16 protein-coding genes are annotated in these 15629 nt (G+C 37.4%); 6 read left to right on the forward strand and 10 right to left on the reverse strand.

The genetic code is table 11. The features are described from left to right. Window positions 1-198: 198 nt before the first annotated feature. The 4 genes from brpA to FGK96_RS08800 all read right to left on the reverse strand — a co-directional run bounded on the left by brpA (window position 199) and on the right by FGK96_RS08800 (window position 4034). Window positions 199-1512, reverse strand: a complete 1314-nt coding sequence (gene brpA, locus FGK96_RS08785; RefSeq protein ID WP_138083153.1) for a biofilm formation/cell division transcriptional regulator BrpA — start codon at window positions 1510-1512, stop codon at window positions 199-201. Window positions 1513-1519: 7 nt separating this feature from the next. After that, entirely contained in the window at window positions 1520-2044 is a 525-nt protein-coding gene (locus FGK96_RS08790) for a GNAT family N-acetyltransferase (protein ID WP_138083155.1), read from the reverse strand. Then, the gene (gene tsaE, locus FGK96_RS08795; RefSeq protein ID WP_138083157.1) at window positions 2037-2480 is read right to left on the reverse strand and encodes a tRNA (adenosine(37)-N6)-threonylcarbamoyltransferase complex ATPase subunit type 1 TsaE; all 444 of its coding nucleotides are present in this window, start codon (window positions 2478-2480) and stop codon (window positions 2037-2039) included. Before tsaE ends, FGK96_RS08790 begins: the two co-directional genes overlap by 8 nt. Window positions 2481-2573: 93 nt before the next feature. Continuing rightward, window positions 2574-4034 (reverse strand): NCS2 family permease, encoded by a 1461-nt coding sequence (locus FGK96_RS08800; protein ID WP_138083159.1) that lies wholly within the window; start codon window positions 4032-4034, stop codon window positions 2574-2576. Between the two features lie 253 nt (window positions 4035-4287). Here FGK96_RS08800 and FGK96_RS08805 point away from each other — a divergent pair, with 253 nt between their 5' ends. The 5 genes from FGK96_RS08805 (at window position 4288) to FGK96_RS08825 (ending at window position 8784) form a co-directional block, all read left to right on the forward strand. Further along, the gene (locus FGK96_RS08805; RefSeq protein WP_138083161.1) at window positions 4288-5103 is read left to right on the forward strand and encodes a Cof-type HAD-IIB family hydrolase; all 816 of its coding nucleotides are present in this window, start codon (window positions 4288-4290) and stop codon (window positions 5101-5103) included. Between the two features lie 373 nt (window positions 5104-5476). Continuing rightward, window positions 5477-6466 (forward strand): mannose/fructose/sorbose PTS transporter subunit IIA, encoded by a 990-nt coding sequence (locus FGK96_RS08810; RefSeq protein WP_138083163.1) that lies wholly within the window; start codon window positions 5477-5479, stop codon window positions 6464-6466. A gap of 123 nt (window positions 6467-6589) precedes the next feature. After that, window positions 6590-7399: a PTS mannose/fructose/sorbose transporter subunit IIC gene (locus tag FGK96_RS08815; RefSeq protein WP_138083165.1), complete on the forward strand. Its 810-nt coding sequence runs from the start codon at window positions 6590-6592 to the stop codon at window positions 7397-7399. Window positions 7400-7412: 13 nt separating this feature from the next. Then, the gene (locus FGK96_RS08820) at window positions 7413-8324 is read left to right on the forward strand and encodes a PTS system mannose/fructose/sorbose family transporter subunit IID (protein WP_003083270.1); all 912 of its coding nucleotides are present in this window, start codon (window positions 7413-7415) and stop codon (window positions 8322-8324) included. Window positions 8325-8418: 94 nt separating this feature from the next. Continuing rightward, entirely contained in the window at window positions 8419-8784 is a 366-nt protein-coding gene (locus tag FGK96_RS08825; protein WP_138083167.1) for a DUF956 family protein, read from the forward strand. Between the two features lie 24 nt (window positions 8785-8808). Here FGK96_RS08825 and FGK96_RS08830 read toward each other — a convergent pair whose 3' ends face one another. Then, window positions 8809-9882, reverse strand: a complete 1074-nt coding sequence (locus tag FGK96_RS08830; RefSeq protein ID WP_138083169.1) for an acyltransferase — start codon at window positions 9880-9882, stop codon at window positions 8809-8811. A 293-nt stretch (window positions 9883-10175) separates the two neighbouring features. Here FGK96_RS08830 and serS point away from each other — a divergent pair, with 293 nt between their 5' ends. After that, a complete protein-coding gene (serS, locus tag FGK96_RS08835; RefSeq protein WP_138083171.1) occupies window positions 10176-11453 on the forward strand; it encodes a serine--tRNA ligase in 1278 nt (425 codons plus the stop codon). Between the two features lie 233 nt (window positions 11454-11686). Here serS and FGK96_RS08840 read toward each other — a convergent pair whose 3' ends face one another. The 5 genes from FGK96_RS08840 to accB are packed head-to-tail and all read right to left on the reverse strand — an operon-like array spanning window position 11687 to window position 15628. Next, entirely contained in the window at window positions 11687-12457 is a 771-nt protein-coding gene (locus FGK96_RS08840) for an acetyl-CoA carboxylase carboxyl transferase subunit alpha (protein WP_138083173.1), read from the reverse strand. Continuing rightward, a complete protein-coding gene (gene accD, locus FGK96_RS08845; protein WP_138083175.1) occupies window positions 12454-13320 on the reverse strand; it encodes an acetyl-CoA carboxylase, carboxyltransferase subunit beta in 867 nt (288 codons plus the stop codon). The genes FGK96_RS08840 and accD overlap by 4 nt, the downstream gene beginning before the upstream one ends. 2 nt (window positions 13321-13322) lie before the next feature. Further along, the gene (locus tag FGK96_RS08850; protein ID WP_138083177.1) at window positions 13323-14696 is read right to left on the reverse strand and encodes an acetyl-CoA carboxylase biotin carboxylase subunit; all 1374 of its coding nucleotides are present in this window, start codon (window positions 14694-14696) and stop codon (window positions 13323-13325) included. A 27-nt stretch (window positions 14697-14723) separates the two neighbouring features. Then, on the reverse strand, window positions 14724-15146 hold the full coding sequence (gene fabZ / locus FGK96_RS08855; RefSeq protein WP_138083179.1) for a 3-hydroxyacyl-ACP dehydratase FabZ: 423 nt from the start codon (window positions 15144-15146) through the stop codon (window positions 14724-14726). Further along, window positions 15143-15628, reverse strand: coding sequence for an acetyl-CoA carboxylase biotin carboxyl carrier protein (gene accB, locus FGK96_RS08860; protein ID WP_138083181.1), 486 nt, complete (start codon window positions 15626-15628; stop codon window positions 15143-15145). The genes fabZ and accB overlap by 4 nt, the downstream gene beginning before the upstream one ends. Between the last annotated feature and the right edge of the window lies 1 nt (window position 15629).

Consider the following 15629-nt stretch of genomic DNA (forward strand, 5'->3'; position numbering starts at 1 on the left):
TATCATTTTATGTCTAACCATGGGGGGTGTTCTTAACAGGTGATTTATTGTTACACCCCTTCGGAGTATAACAGACTAAAAACCTCATAAACAAAAAAGGTATAACCCCCATTGAATTCAGGGAATCATACCTACAATAATCTGCTTATTTACTTATCCATCTTACTTGAGGTCTAACATAGTTAGGCCTTACTCTTTTTATTGTGTTGGTGTAAGGTTAGTTCCCCCATTCGGTGCAGGAGAGACTGGACTTACCGGTTCAGTAGTTGCTCCTGTATTAGTAGAAAGACTACCTGAATTTGTCGCTCCTCCTGTTACCGAGCTATTTGTAGAACCAGGAACCGTTGAAGGAATGCTTTCTGAGGGAACACCCGTATTAAAATTATTTGGAGTTGAATAGTAAGAACTATTATTATTTACTTGACCTGAATATTGACCATCAGACTGGGTAGTTATCCCAGAGCTAGCTTCTGTTTTAGCTTTTGAACTTCCTTCAAGACCATATAACTCTTCGTAAGTCACTGCACTCGTTTTTAGTTCTGTGATTTCGCTTAAGCCCAGTTGACGACGTATCCGATTTTGAATGCCTAATAAGTGGTCTTCTTTAACAATTTGATAAGAACCACCATCTGCCAAGGTAGCATCCTCACCTTTCAACTGATAAGAATTGATTTCTTTCAAAGCATCGGCATAGCCAAGTAAAGCCGGAATAGTCTGTGATGAAATTTCGATGTTAGTTTGCATGTTATTGCTAACCGCATGTAAAATTTTTCGGTAAGAACTGATACTGTTTAAGGCTAGAATTTTCTTAATAACCTTTTGAATAACTAATCGCTGACGTTTTTGTCGACCATAATCTCCTTCAGGATCATCATAACGCATCCGAGCATAAACAAGGGCTTGCTCCCCATTTACCTTATGAGTTCCTGGCTGAACTTTTGCCTGATACTCCGGTTCATTCTCAGAGATTGAAATCGGAAAATCAAATTCATTTGTAACCGTAATACCGCCAACAGCATCAACCAAGTCAATAAGTCCTTGCATATTTATTTGAATATACTTATCGATCTTAATGTTCAATAAATCCTGAACTGTCATAATAGCCATCTGAGCCCCACCAGAAGCATATGCGGCATTTAGTTTGGCTTCTGCACCATTCATATCATTTGAGTTTGGGCCGGAAAGTTTCATTAAAATATCTCTTTCCAAACTAGTCATAGTTGTTTTTTTAGTTTCAGGATTTATAGTCACCAAAATCATCGAATCACTATTACCTGACCACTTAGACTTACGTTCAGATGAGCCAGTATCAACCCCCATTAACAAAATAGAAAAAGGCTTAGTTTGCTTGATAACATCAGTTTTCTTATCAGAAGTATTGAAATCTTTAAAGGTTTTTGCCAGTTCACCGGTAGAAAAATTATAAGCACTAGTTGCATACACGCCTATTGCTATAAGGGTCATACAGATGATTGTTAAAATCATCAAAAATATTTTTTTTCCAATTTTCATTTATTATTTAATTTTCCAGAATTTTTCCCATAAGGTAGACATCCTGAAATTCTCCATCTTTTGTTTTAATAGCTAATTTTCTTTTCCCTTCAATCCTAAAACCAAACTTTTCATAAACATGGATGGCTTTTTGATTTCTAACCTGAACCTGCAGTTCAATTTTTTTAAGCAATCCCATTTCTCTTATCCAGTTTAGGGCGAGCTCAAGTAAATCTTGTCCTAAACCATAACCTTGATAGGCTTCACTAACAACGATAAATAAGTCACCAAGATGAGCTGTTTCCTCCAGTTGACTATTGGAAATATTCAAAAGACCTATCACATTTTGATTAACTCTGACGACCAAACAGAGTTCTAGTACACTTTCTGTTTGACTCGCTAACAGAAACTGCAATTGTTCCAGAGAGGTCTTTTTAAAGACTTCTACTTCTGAGATAAAGGATGTTTCCTGAGCAACCTGATCCATTAAATTGATGATAGCTTCAGCGTCCTCAGACCGAGCTTCTTCGATAAGCACATTATCATTAGTCATTTTGGAGTTCCTCAAGGAGTTGTTGAGACCTTTGTCCTTGCGCATGAAACTTCAACTGGCGTCCATTCGCGATTTTTTCGATGGTGATGACTAAGTAGTCTTCAAAGTCAGCTAAGTTTAACAGGTCGCCCCATTCAATAACTGTCACACCATTACCATAAATAAAATCATCTAAATCAATAGAATCAGGATCGTCACCAATCCGGTAGACATCTAAGTGAAAAAGAGGCAAGCGACCTTCATATTCTCGAACTATAGTATAAGTAGGACTTTTAATCATTTGGGTAATTCCTAAGCCCTTGGCAATCCCCTTAGTCAAAGTAGTTTTGCCAGCTCCTAAGTCCCCTGATAAAATTAACAAATCATTTTCTTCTAGTTTTTGGCCAAGTGCACAACCAAAAGTAATGAGCTCAGCTTCATCTTTACTATAAAACATACAGTCATTATATCAGAAAAGCATTTTACTTCCAAGTCCTATCCTATCTATTCTATTCGAAAAAAAAGCAGTTGCATTTGTACAACTACTTTTTTAAAGAATAGCAAGGATAATAAAGTTAAATATAAATAGGAAGGTTGCTCCCCATAAGATTGGATGGACCTCGCGGGCTTTGCCTTTAACTACTTTAACTAGACAGTAGAAGATAAATGCACCTGCTATCCCATAGGAAATGGAATAACATAAGGCCATAAAAAAGGCGGCAAAAAAAGCAGGTAAAGCATCTTCAAAATTACTCCAATCCACATCTAAAAATGATGAAACCATCATAACTCCAACAATAATGAGAGCTGGAGCAGTTGCCGCAGCAGGAACAATTCCTACTAATGGCAACAAAAGAATCGATAATAGAAAACATACTGCTGTAGAAACAGCTGTCAAACCTGTTCTTCCGCCTTCTGCAATACCTGCTGCAGACTCCACGTAAGTTGTCGTATTTGATGTTCCAAATAAAGCCCCAATTGATGTCCCAACAGCATCAGCAAATAAGGCACGATCCATTTTAGACGAAAAGCCAATGCTATTTTCTAAAGCAGCTTCATCTTCTGCTGAAAAAATACCCGTACGACGTCCCGTACCAATGAAGGTCCCTATAGTATCAAATGTATCTGATAAGGAGAATGCAAAAATTGTCATAAGAACAAGCGGCAGACGACTAGAATCCGTAAATAAATTTGTCATGCCATCAAATGCTGCCAAAAAAGTTGTCCCCAATTCATTAAAGGCTTGACCAATATGATTGTCCCCAAGATTGATAGTTGATAAATCAACAACACCTAAAGGAATCCCTATTAATGTCGTTGCAATAATCCCCAGCAAAATAGCCCCACGAACATTCTTAATAACCAGAACAGTCATTAAAAGTAAACCAAAGATAGCTAAAAGAACACTTGGTTCTGTAAACGTGGAGATGGCTGGAACCACGCCACCATTAGCTTTTACCGATAAGATGCCATGCGCAAATGTTTTAGCACTTGTTTTAGCAGGATCTATCCCATTAACGGCAACAATATTTTGAGCGGACAAAGAAAAGTTGATAATATTCGCATTTTTAAATCCTAAATAGGCTACAAAGACACCAATTCCTCCACCAATAGCATGCTGCAGACTGATCGGAATAGCTTTAATGATACTTTTACGTACCTTAGTCACTGTAATGAAAATGTTAAACAGACCACAAATAAATACCATTGCTAAAGCTTCTTGCCAAGAAAAGCCTAGCCCAAAAACAACAGTGTAAGTGAAGAAAGCATTTAAGCCCATACCAGGTGCCAAGGCATACGGTACGTTCGCAAACAAGCCCATAATTAAAGTAGAAGTTACTGCTGCAAGAATTGTCGCAAGAAAGACAGCTTTAGTTGGCATACCTGCTGCTCCTAGAATACTAGGATTGACAAACAAAATATAAGACATTGCAAAAAAAGTTGTTAATCCTGCAATTATCTCAGTAGAAACACTTGTAGCATTCTCTTTTAATTTAAAAAACGTATCCATAATTAATCGGATTCTCCTTGTTTTCTAGATAAAACAAAAAAATCAAAACAAGGCTTCATTAGTGCCAAATTACCTTGTTTAATGAATTATTTTTGTTATGAAACGATACAACTATGGTAACATTGATTATTTTAAAATTCAAACATTTTTATAAAATAATATCTAAACGTTCGGTTTTTATTCTAAGCAGAAAGACACTTTTAACCTTCCGATAATACTATAGTTTTTTTGCTTTTTTTGATATACTTTTAGCATGACTAAAAAAATAATTGCCCTTGATTTAGATGGAACTTTGCTCCATCATGATAATACTATTTCAGATTATACAAAAAAAGTCCTTCAAAAAGTGGAAAAAAAAGGTCATCAAGTTGTTATCTCTACTGGACGTCCTTATCGAATGGCCTTAGATTACTATCTTCAATTACAACTCAAAACTCCCATGATTACATTCAATGGTTCTCTAACTCATATCCCTGAACAAAAATGGAAATATGAACACAATGTCACTCTGGACCGAAAATACCTCCTTGATATATTAAAACTCCAAGATGATTTCCAAATGGATTTTATTGCTAGTGAATATCGCAAAAACTTCTACGTTACATTAAATAATAATAGAGACAAGATTGATCCTCAACTATTTGGAGTAGAGGCAATTACAGATGATATGCAACTTATTGAAAATAAGATTACACGGGATCCAAATGCGCTATTAATGCAAACACATCATCAAGATAAGATTGCTTTGGCTAAAAATATGCGTGCATTTTTCAAAGATGAGATTGAAGTTAATTCTTGGGGTGGACCTTTGAACATCCTTGAAATTTCTCCTAAAAATGTTAATAAAGCCTACGCTCTCAATTATCTTCTTAATCTCTTTAATAAGGAAAGAAAAGACCTCATTGCCTTTGGAGATGAACAAAACGATACAGAGATGCTTGCTTACGCAGGTAAAGGCTATGCCATGAAAAATGCGAACGACCTCTTGCTACCCTATGCCGATGAACAAATCGAATGGTCTAATGAAGAAGATGGAGTAGCAAGAAAATTAGAAGCGCTTTTCTTATAGTTAAAAACGAAACCACTTTCTTTATTTGAAAGTTGGTTTTTTTCATGGTCTTTTCTCTGATACCAGCCTTTGTTTTCATATTTCCACATCGCTTCCAAACCTTTTTCGTATAGCTATCATCTCCTTAAGCTTAAGATAATAGCAATGCTTCAAAGAAGATGATTCTACCTCATATTTTGCGGTATTTTTCCTATATTTATAATTAATTTGGAAAAAGTATTGCTTTTTCATTGAAAACGTTTTAAAATAGAGACGTTCTTGAATTTCGTTTAAATGGAAAAGGATTGCCAACTGTCAGACAAAAACAACGGTTGGAAGGAGATTATTCTTTTTCATTTCAGCGAAAAAATTTTTAAAAGGAGGAAGAACAAGAATGGGTATCGGTATTATTATTGCCAGCCACGGTAAATTTGCTGAAGGTATTCATCAATCTGGTTCTATGATTTTTGGCGAACAAGAGAAAGTTCAAGTTGTAACTTTCATGCCAAACGAAGGACCTGATGATTTATATGCACACTTCAACAACGCTATCGCTCAATTTGATACTGATGATGAAGTACTTGTACTAGCTGACCTTTGGAGTGGATCTCCATTTAACCAAGCTAGTCGCGTTATGGGAGAAAATCCTGAACGTAAAATGGCTATCATCACAGGTCTTAACTTGCCAATGCTTATTCAAGCCTATACTGAGCGCATGATGGACGCTAATGCAGGTGTTGAACAAGTTGCCGCTAATATCATTAAAGAATCTAAAGAGGGAGTTAAAGCTCTACCAGAAGAGCTCAATCCAGCTGAGGTTGTCGCTAGTCCAGTAGCTGCTCCAGTTGTGAAAGGGTCAATTCCAGAGGGTACTGTCATTGGTGATGGCAAACTTAAAATTAACCTTGCTCGTATCGATACTCGCTTATTACACGGTCAGGTTGCGACAGCTTGGACACCAGCTTCTAAAGCAAACCGTATCATCGTTGCGTCAGATACTGTTGCTAAAGATGAACTACGTAAACAATTGATTAAGCAAGCCGCGCCTGGTGGTATCAAAGCGAATGTTGTTCCTATTAAAAAATTAACAGAAGTTGCAAAAGATCCTCGCTTTGGTAATACTCAAGCTCTGATTTTATTTGAAACTGTTCAAGATGCCCTACGCGCCGTTGAAGGTGGTGTAGAGATTAAAGAGTTGAACGTTGGTTCAATGGCACATTCAACTGGTAAAACAATGGTTAACAACGTTCTTTCAATGGATAAGGATGATGTTGCTGCTTTTGAAAAACTTCAAGAATTAGGCGTTCAGTTTGATGTCCGTAAAGTTCCAAATGATTCTAAAAAGAATCTATTTGAGCTTATTAAAAAAGCAAATGTTAAATAAGATAGTTTAGGATAATCAAGTCGAACCTAACTATTATGACTATATTAAATCGATGAATTCTGTCTTTTACTTTAATATAACATCAAGACAGTCTCTCTATTTACACTTCGAAAGGATAAGAAAATGTCAGATATTTCAATTATTTCTGCTATCTTGGTCGTTGTGGTTGCCTTCTTCGCAGGTATGGAAGGTATTCTTGACCAATTTCAATTCCATCAACCACTTGTCGCTTGTACACTTATCGGTCTTGTAACTGGTAATTTAGAAGCTGGCGTTATGCTTGGTGGCTCATTACAAATGATTGCTCTAGGTTGGGCAAATATTGGTGCTGCAGTTGCACCAGATGCTGCACTTGCATCTGTCGCTGCCGCTATTATCATGGTTAAGGGTGGAAACTTCACTACTCAAGGAATCGCAGTTGCAACCGCAACAGCAATCCCTTTGGCTGTTGCTGGTCTTTTCCTAACTATGATTGTTCGTACACTATCAGTTGCCTTAGCCCATACTGCTGATAATGCAGCAAAAGATGGTAACATCGCCGGTGTTGAACGTGCTCACTTTATCGCATTACTTATGCAAGGTCTTCGTATCGCGATTCCCGCAGCTCTATTAATCGCTATTCCTGCACATGCCGTAAAAGATGCCCTTAATTTGATGCCAGACTGGTTAAATGGTGGTATGGCTGTTGGTGGTGGCATGGTTGTTGCCGTAGGTTATGCTATGGTTATCAACATGATGGCTACTCGTGAAGTATGGCCATTCTTCGCTCTTGGTTTCGCTTTTGCCGCTATTAGCAATTTAACTCTTATCGCTCTTGGTACTATCGGTGTTGCAATGGCCTTCATCTACCTAAACCTTTCAAAACAAGGTGGTAACGGTGGGTCTAACGGCGGATCAAATGATCCAATCGGCGATATCCTTGAAGACTACTAGAAAGGGGCCCACAATGACTGAACAAATTAAATTATCAAAATCCGATCGTCAGAAAGTATGGTGGCGTTCACAATTCTTACAAGGTTCTTGGAACTACGAACGTATGCAAAACTTAGGTTGGGCATATGCATTAATTCCAGCCATTAAAAAACTATACACAACAAAAGAAGATCAATCTGCTGCACTTGCACGTCACCTTGAATTCTTTAACACTCACCCATATGTTGCCGCTCCAATCATGGGGGTTACTTTAGCACTTGAAGAAGAAAGAGCTAATGGGACTGATATTGATGACGCAGCTATTCAAGGGGTTAAGATTGGTATGATGGGACCTTTGGCTGGTATTGGTGATCCCGTCTTCTGGTTTACAGTTCGCCCAATCTTAGGTGCCCTTGGTGCTTCTCTTGCATCATCTGGTAATATTGTTGGTCCTCTATTATTCTTCTTTGGATGGAACATCATTCGTATGGCCTTCTTATGGTATACTCAAGAGTTTGGTTATAAAGCTGGTTCTGAAATCACTAAAGACATGTCAGGTGGAATCCTTCAAGATATCACAAAAGGTGCTTCAATCCTTGGTATGTTCATTCTTGCCGTTTTGGTAGAACGTTGGGTATCTATTAAATTTACAGTTGGACTGCCATCTAAACTTCTATCAAAAGGTGCTTATGTTGAGTTCCCTAAAGGAAATATCAACGGAGCAGAATTAAAAGGAATCCTTGGTCAAGCACTCAATGGTATGAGCCTTGATAAATATCAAGAACAATCACTCCAAGGACAACTTGATTCACTTATTCCTGGATTAATGGGACTTGCCCTTACATTCCTATGTATGTGGTTGCTGAAGAAAAAAGTTTCACCAATCACAATCATTATCGCTTTGTTTGCTGTTGGTATCCTTGCTCGTGTACTACATATCATGTAATAATGACAAAACCTGGGATTGTTATCTCAGGTTTTTATCTTTACTATTAATATATGCTATAATAACTATAGTTTTTTTAGAAGGGGTTAGATTAATGGCTAAATCCATGAATAGTTCAGTCATCTTACAAACTAAAGCAGTCTCATACCTTGGTATGGGAGGTAAAGTTGGGAAAATTTTAATTGGTGATAAAGCATTTGAATTTTACAGCGATAAAAATGTAGAAGATTATATTCAAATTCCTTGGACCTCCATAAATCAAATTGGAGCTAATGTTTCAAGAAAAAAAATTAGTCGCCATTTTGAGATTTTTACGGATAAAGGTAAATTTTTATTTGCTTCTAAAGATTCGGGAAAGATTTTAAAAGTTGCTAGAGAAAGAATCGGAAATGAAAAGGTTGTTAGATTACCAACACTTATTCAAACAATTATCGCTAGATGGTTTAGACGAAAAAAATAAACTGACTTCTTTCAGTTTATTTTTTTAATTATCAAAAGGTAATTTACGATCAATCCACTCCATTAAGTAATTGACTCTTAAGCATTTAAAAAGGTAGATGCGACTTTTCTCAACGAAAAAGGCACACATATAAATGAGGCAACTTGCTCCTAATATTAAAAATGGATAAATAAAAATAGGTGCGTTAATAAATGGTTCAGCAAAATCACGAATAACAAACTTTACTAATAAGGGGTGCAAATGTGCTAGATAAACGCCTAACGTAGTGGGGGCTACTAGTACAATAAAAGCATGAAGCTTGTGTTGCTCAGATATAGTCATCTTTGCAAAAACTATAAATAAACAAATAGCTCCTAAACTGAGGCTTGGAGATACATACCAGTACCAAATATTCCCAACAATAAACTTCATAACATAAGTGACTACCATTGATATGACATAAACAAGCAGCAACTTGTAAGTACTAAATCGTTTCAAGTCTAATCGCTGTAGATATGCGCCCAAAATATACAGAATAAGCAACCAGGTCATCTCAAACCCCTTACTCAATGAAAACTCAGCAACGCGATTATTCATCATAGCAGGTAAGATAGAAAATACAATGGCAATCAAAATGACAAGGTTTCGCAACTGTTTATCCGACAAAGCTTTGAGGCCACCATTAAGCATTGGCATAAAAATAAGTAAGCCAAAATAGGCAGACATATACCAGTATTGGCCACTAACAATTGGTAAAAAAGCTTGACGCCAATTTAATAAGATCACCGGGAAGCCAGCCAAGGAAAATAATAAAGTAATTGTAAAAGTATAGAAGAAAACCTGCAACCAGATATTAGCTAATTTTGAATATCGGTATGTTGAATTTATCCCTACATAACCACTAATTAAAGCATAACAATTAACTGCTCCATATACTAAAACCTGAATGACCCATGTCACAATAAAATAAGAGTCTGCTTGTCCATCAACTTCCGATCTAAGGCCACCTTTTCCTAATACGTGAGTCACAACAATCATAAACATGGAAATAATTCGTAATAAATCCAAACCATAGTGATGTGTTCGGCTTTCTTTTTTCATTTTTGCAGTCATAGCCATATTTTATCATAAGTTTTTAGGAAATGCAGAAGTCGGCGTTTGCTATAAAAGCATTTTTCTTATTTACATATCAAATAAATTTGATATAATAAACTTGTCGGATAAGTAATATGGTCACCTTTTCAGAAAGTCTGTGCTTGCTGTGAACAGATAAGTTGCCCATGTGAAATTCTACCGATTTAATCAATTCAATACTAATTAAGTGCACAGGATGTGAAGCTGGATGGAACCGCGCAAAAGCGCTCCAGCATTTCATATTCTGTATTTTTTTATATAAAATAAAGGAGTTTATCATGTTAGATTTAAAACGTATCAGAACTGATTTTGATAGTGTGGCCGCAAAGTTAAAAATGCGCGGTGTCTCTGAAGAAACACTTAGCCACTTAAAAGATTTGGATCAAGAACGGCGACAATTACTTGTCAAATCTGAAGAATTAAAAGCTGAACGTAATATTGCTTCTGCTGCTATTGCCCAAGCAAAACGTCAAAAAGAAGATGCAAATCAGCAAATTACTGATATGCAAAAGGTCTCAGCAGATATTAAAGCAATTGATAATGAATTAGCTGAAATTGATGAAAAAGTAACTGAAATCATTACAACCCTCCCTAATACACCCCACGATTCTGTTCCCGTTGGTGCTGATGAGGAAGAAAATGTTGAAGTTCGCCGTTGGGGAACACCGCGTGAATTTGACTTTGACATCAAAGCACATTGGGATTTGGGAGAAGCTTTAGATATTCTTGACTGGGAGCGTGGCGCAAAAGTTACTGGTGCGCGCTTCTTATTCTATAAAAACTTAGGCGCTCGACTTGAACGAGCACTCTATAACTTTATGCTAGATGAACATGCAAAAGAAGGCTATCAGGAAATTATCCCTCCTTACATAGTTAATCATGATTCTATGTTTGGAACAGGTCAATATCCAAAATTTAAAGAAGACACTTTTGAATTGGCTGATACTAATTTCGTTCTTATTCCTACAGCAGAAGTTCCTTTGACCAATTATTACCGTGGTGAAATTCTTGATGGCAAAGAATTACCGATCTACTTTACCGCTATGAGCCCATCATTCCGCTCAGAAGCAGGTTCAGCAGGCCGTGATACACGCGGTCTCATTCGTTTACATCAATTCCATAAGGTAGAAATGGTTAAATTTGCAAAACCTGAAGAGTCTTATGATGAACTTGAAAAAATGACCGCCAACGCTGAAAATATCTTACAAAAACTTAACCTTCCTTATCGGGTTATAGCATTATGCACTGGGGATATGGGCTTTTCTGCCGCTAAAACGTACGATGTGGAGGTTTGGATACCTGCACAAAATACCTATAGAGAAATTTCAAGTTGTTCCAACACAGAAGATTTCCAAGCTCGTCGTGCACAAATCCGCTACCGAGATGAAGCCGATGGTAAAGTTAAGCTACTCCATACCCTTAATGGTTCTGGTCTTGCTGTTGGACGTACCGTTGCAGCAATTTTAGAAAATTATCAAAATGAAGATGGCTCAGTCACTATTCCTGAAGTTCTCCGTCCTTATATGGGTGGTGCTAACATTATTTCACCAAAATAAAAAATCAAGGATAAAACAAAAGACAACCAGACTGCTAGTCTAGTTTGTCTTAAACCTGAAAGGATAGAAATTTTCTATCCTTTTCTTATGTCCTTTTCTGATTTAAAACCCAGCTATGATCTTTTTCTTTATAAGATGAATTCTGACAAGCAGTTAGCACAACGATAAGTAGCAATAGCTTTTTATTTTCATACTACTTCTTCTTTTTGCAAAAAAAATCCTAATCAGGATTTTTAATATTTTCTAAATCTGTTGTACCGATTTTCTAATAATTCTTCTAGTGGTAATTTCCGCAAATTTTCAATTTCAGCAATTAAATGCTTTTTCAACTTAGCGATAATCTCACTTGAAAAATAACCACGTTCAGGAATAATACGATCTACAATCTTCATTTGGAGTAATTCTCTAGCCGTAATTTTCATCAGATCAGCTGCTTCTGTAGCTCTCGACCCATCCTTCCACAAAATGGAAGCGAAACCTTCTGGACTAAGAACGGCGTAAATGGAATTTTCAAGCATCCAAACTTGATCAGCTAAAGCTAGTGCCAATGCCCCACCAGAACCACCTTCACCGATTATAATTGCAATAATAGGAACTTTCAAATCACTCATCTCTAAAAGATTACGAGCAATTGCTTCGCCCTGACCTCTTTCTTCTGCACCTACTCCAGGGTAAGCACCAGCAGTATTAATAAACGTAATGATAGGACGGCCAAATTTCTCAGCCTGCTTCATTAAACGCAAAGCTTTTCGATAACCTTCTGGATGAGGCTGACCAAAATTACGATGCAGATTATCTTGTAGGTTAGAACCTTTCTGGATCCCAACAACCGTAACAGCAAGACCATTTAAGTAACCTATACCTCCAACAACTGCACCATCGTCAGCATATAGACGATCTCCGTGAAGTTCCATAAAATCGTCAAACAATTGGTCGGCATAGTCAAGAGTCGTCATCCGGCCCTGATCTCGGGCTTCTTTTAGAATCCGTGCTACATCCGTCATCTGACACCTCCATGAAATCCCACTAAATGCGCGATAGTATCGCGAAGCTCTGTCCTTTTAACAATAGCATCCACAAAACCATGCTCTAGGAGAAACTCTGCTTTTTGGAAATCCTCTGGAAGATTCTCTCTAACTGTCGTTTCAATGACACGTCTTCCCGCAAAACCTACGAGTGATTGAGGTTCGGCAAGAATAATATCACCTAACATAGCAAAACTCGCAGTGACACCGCCCGTTGTCGGGTCTGTCAAAATCGTCAAATAGAAAAGCCCAGCATTTGAATGCTTCTTCACAGCCGCAGATACTTTTGCCATCTGCATCAAACTCATAATACCTTCTTGCATTCGCGCTCCACCAGAAGCTGTAAAAACAACCAGCGGTAAGTTTTCTTTGGTGGCATATTCAAAAAGGCGGGTCAATTTTTCTCCAACAACCGTTCCCATACTAGCCATAATAAAGTGAGAATCCATAACCGCCAAAGCAAGTTTAAAGCCTTTTACCTTAGCTACTCCAGTCAAAACAGCTTCGTGTAAGCCGGTAAGCTCTTTTGCTTTAGCTAATTTATCCTTATATTGTGGAAAATTCAAAGGATCCTCAGTCTCAAAGTCCGTAAAAAGTTCTTGGAAGCTACCTTCGTCAATAGTTAAAGCAAGACGCTCTTGAGCAGATATCCGAAAATTATAGGAGCATTCTGGGCATATTTTAGCAGGTCCTAAGTCCTTTTGGTAAATAGAATGTTTACAAGCCGGACATTTAGCAAAGAGTTCATCAGGAACTTCTGGAACAAGCTGACTGACAACGCTCTTTTGGGTGATATGAGGGGTAATTCGAATGTACTTATCTTTTTTACTAAATAAAGCCATAATCACTCCTCTTCTTTGTTAGAATAGGCTGGTAAAAAGCTTTCCATCAAAAAAGCTGTATCATAGTCACCAGCTATAACATGCTGATCTGCAATCAAGTCCAATTGAAAATCGATATTAGTCGAAATCCCCTCGATTTCTAATTCATATAAAGCTCTTTGCATCTTCATTAAGGCATCAAAACGATTTTCCCCGTGAACAATAACTTTAGCAATCATGCTGTCATAATACGGAGGGATAGTATAGCCATTATAGACTGCCGAATCAACCCGCAAACCAACACCACCACTAGGCAAATACAGGTCAGTAATTTTCCCAGGGCTCGGTGCAAAATTGAATTTAGGATTTTCAGCATTGATACGGCATTCAATAGCGTGGCCAGAAATCCTAATATCGTCTTGCTTGATTTCCAGCTCCATACCAGCAGCTATCTTAATTTGTTCCTTAACAAGATCAATACCAGTTACAAACTCTGTCACCGGATGCTCAACTTGAATACGCGTATTCATTTCCATGAAATAAAATTGGCCACTTTTCTCATCTAATAAAAATTCAATCGTTCCAGCATTTTCGTAACCAACTGCTTGCGCAGCTTTAACGGCAGACTCCCCCATCTCTTTACGAAGGGTTTCGCCGATTGCAATAGAAGGACTCTCTTCCAGAACTTTTTGGTTGTTACGTTGTAATGAGCAATCTCTCTCACCCAAATGAATTACATGTCCATAAGAATCACCTAAAATTTGCACTTCAATATGTCTAGCTGGATAAATGACCTTCTCAACATACATCGCACCATTTCCAAAAGCACTAAGAGCTTCTTGAGAAGCAGACTCAAAAGCTTCTCTTAAGTCATTAGCAGTCGTGACTTTGCGAATACCTTTACCACCCCCACCAGCAGAGGCCTTTAACATAATGGGATAACCTACTTTATCTGCAACCTCTTGTGCTTCTTGTACTGAGAAAACCTCACCATCAGAACCTGGAATAACAGGGACGCCTGCTTTCTGCATTTCTGCACGTGCATTAATTTTATCTCCCATCTTATCCATAATGGTTGCAGCTGGACCGATAAATTTTATATTCATTTCTTCACACATAGTTGCGAATTTAGAGTTTTCACTTAAAAAACCAAAGCCTGGATGAATAGCCTGCGCCCCTGTCACAATAGCAGCAGATAAGACTGATTTCATATTTAAATAAGAATCAGTTGAACGAGCAGGACCTATACAAATAGCTTGATCAGCAAGCATGGTATGTAGAGCTGTCTTATCAGCTTCAGAATAAACGGCTACTGTGGAAATCCCTAATTCTCGAGCTGCTCGGATAATCCTAACAGCAATTTCGCCACGATTAGCGATTAAGATTTTTTTAAACATTATTTTCCTCCACAGAATCTGTAGTTCTTAGTTACCAATCGCAAAAGTTAGAATACCACTAGCAGCCAATTGACCATCAACTTCTGCTTTTGACTCTACGACAGCAATAGTTCCACGTCTTTTAAGGAAGGTTGCTGTCATGATGAGTTGATCTCCAGGAACAACTTGTTTTTTAAACTTAACTTTGTCCATACCGGCATAAAAGACAAGTTTCCCTTTGTTTTCTGTTTTTGATAACTCTAGTACACCAGCTGCTTGCGCTAAAGCTTCCATAATTAAAACTCCTGGCATTACAGGATAATCAGGAAAATGTCCTTCAAAAAAAGGTTCATTAATCGTTACATTTTTTAAGGCAACGATTTTATCCTCTGTAACATCTAAAACTCTGTCAACCAGTAACATAGGATAGCGGTGCGGCAAAGCTTCTTGAATTTTCTTAATATTTATCATTTTAGTCTAACCAACCCACTTCCGAATTCGACAACTTCTTCATTAGAAACAAGAATTTCTGTTATGACACCATCGTGAGGAGCCGGAATTTCATTCATAACTTTCATAGCCTCAATAATTAATAAGGTTTGTCCCTTCTTCACTTGACTTCCAATAGTTACATAATTATCTTTACCTGGACCAGGGGACAGATAAGCAACTCCAACTAGAGGGCTTTCAACCAATTCTCCTTCAGCTTTCTCATCTAATAAAGGGTCTACGGCCACTGTGTTTTGAGTGATAGAATCAGTGATAGTGACTTTATTTGTAGGTAGTGATGATTCTGTTGCTAACCCCGGTTCTTCAAAAGACGGCGTTTGCAGAGCAATATTGGTTTCATTTTTACTAAAACTTAAAACCTCATCTTGTGATTTAAATGAAAATTCTCTTAGGCTTGATTGATCAAATTGTGTCATCAAATCCTTAATTTCTTGAATATTCAAC

This window comes from Streptococcus porcinus (assembly GCF_901542335.1).
GTDB classification, from domain to species: domain Bacteria; phylum Bacillota; class Bacilli; order Lactobacillales; family Streptococcaceae; genus Streptococcus; species Streptococcus porcinus_A.

Excerpts from the sequence above, each read along its gene's own strand:
- tsaE (WP_138083157.1), bottom strand. The coding sequence starts at position 2,480 with ATGTTTTATAGTAAAGATGAAGCTGAGCTCATTACTTTTGGTTGTGCA.
- FGK96_RS08815 (WP_138083165.1), top strand. The coding sequence starts at position 6,590 with ATGTCAGATATTTCAATTATTTCTGCTATCTTGGTCGTTGTGGTTGCC.
- FGK96_RS08800 (WP_138083159.1), bottom strand. The coding sequence starts at position 4,034 with ATGGATACGTTTTTTAAATTAAAAGAGAATGCTACAAGTGTTTCTACT.
- accD (WP_138083175.1), bottom strand. The coding sequence starts at position 13,320 with ATGGCTTTATTTAGTAAAAAAGATAAGTACATTCGAATTACCCCTCAT.
- FGK96_RS08790 (WP_138083155.1), bottom strand. The coding sequence starts at position 2,044 with ATGACTAATGATAATGTGCTTATCGAAGAAGCTCGGTCTGAGGACGCT.
- FGK96_RS08825 (WP_138083167.1), top strand. The coding sequence starts at position 8,419 with ATGGCTAAATCCATGAATAGTTCAGTCATCTTACAAACTAAAGCAGTC.
- serS (WP_138083171.1), top strand. The coding sequence starts at position 10,176 with ATGTTAGATTTAAAACGTATCAGAACTGATTTTGATAGTGTGGCCGCA.
- FGK96_RS08820 (WP_003083270.1), top strand. The coding sequence starts at position 7,413 with ATGACTGAACAAATTAAATTATCAAAATCCGATCGTCAGAAAGTATGG.
- FGK96_RS08810 (WP_138083163.1), top strand. The coding sequence starts at position 5,477 with ATGGGTATCGGTATTATTATTGCCAGCCACGGTAAATTTGCTGAAGGT.
- FGK96_RS08840 (WP_138083173.1), bottom strand. The coding sequence starts at position 12,457 with ATGACGGATGTAGCACGGATTCTAAAAGAAGCCCGAGATCAGGGCCGG.
- FGK96_RS08805 (WP_138083161.1), top strand. The coding sequence starts at position 4,288 with ATGACTAAAAAAATAATTGCCCTTGATTTAGATGGAACTTTGCTCCAT.
- fabZ (WP_138083179.1), bottom strand. The coding sequence starts at position 15,146 with ATGATAAATATTAAGAAAATTCAAGAAGCTTTGCCGCACCGCTATCCT.
- FGK96_RS08850 (WP_138083177.1), bottom strand. The coding sequence starts at position 14,696 with ATGTTTAAAAAAATCTTAATCGCTAATCGTGGCGAAATTGCTGTTAGG.
- brpA (WP_138083153.1), bottom strand. The coding sequence starts at position 1,512 with ATGAAAATTGGAAAAAAAATATTTTTGATGATTTTAACAATCATCTGT.
- FGK96_RS08830 (WP_138083169.1), bottom strand. The coding sequence starts at position 9,882 with ATGGCTATGACTGCAAAAATGAAAAAAGAAAGCCGAACACATCACTAT.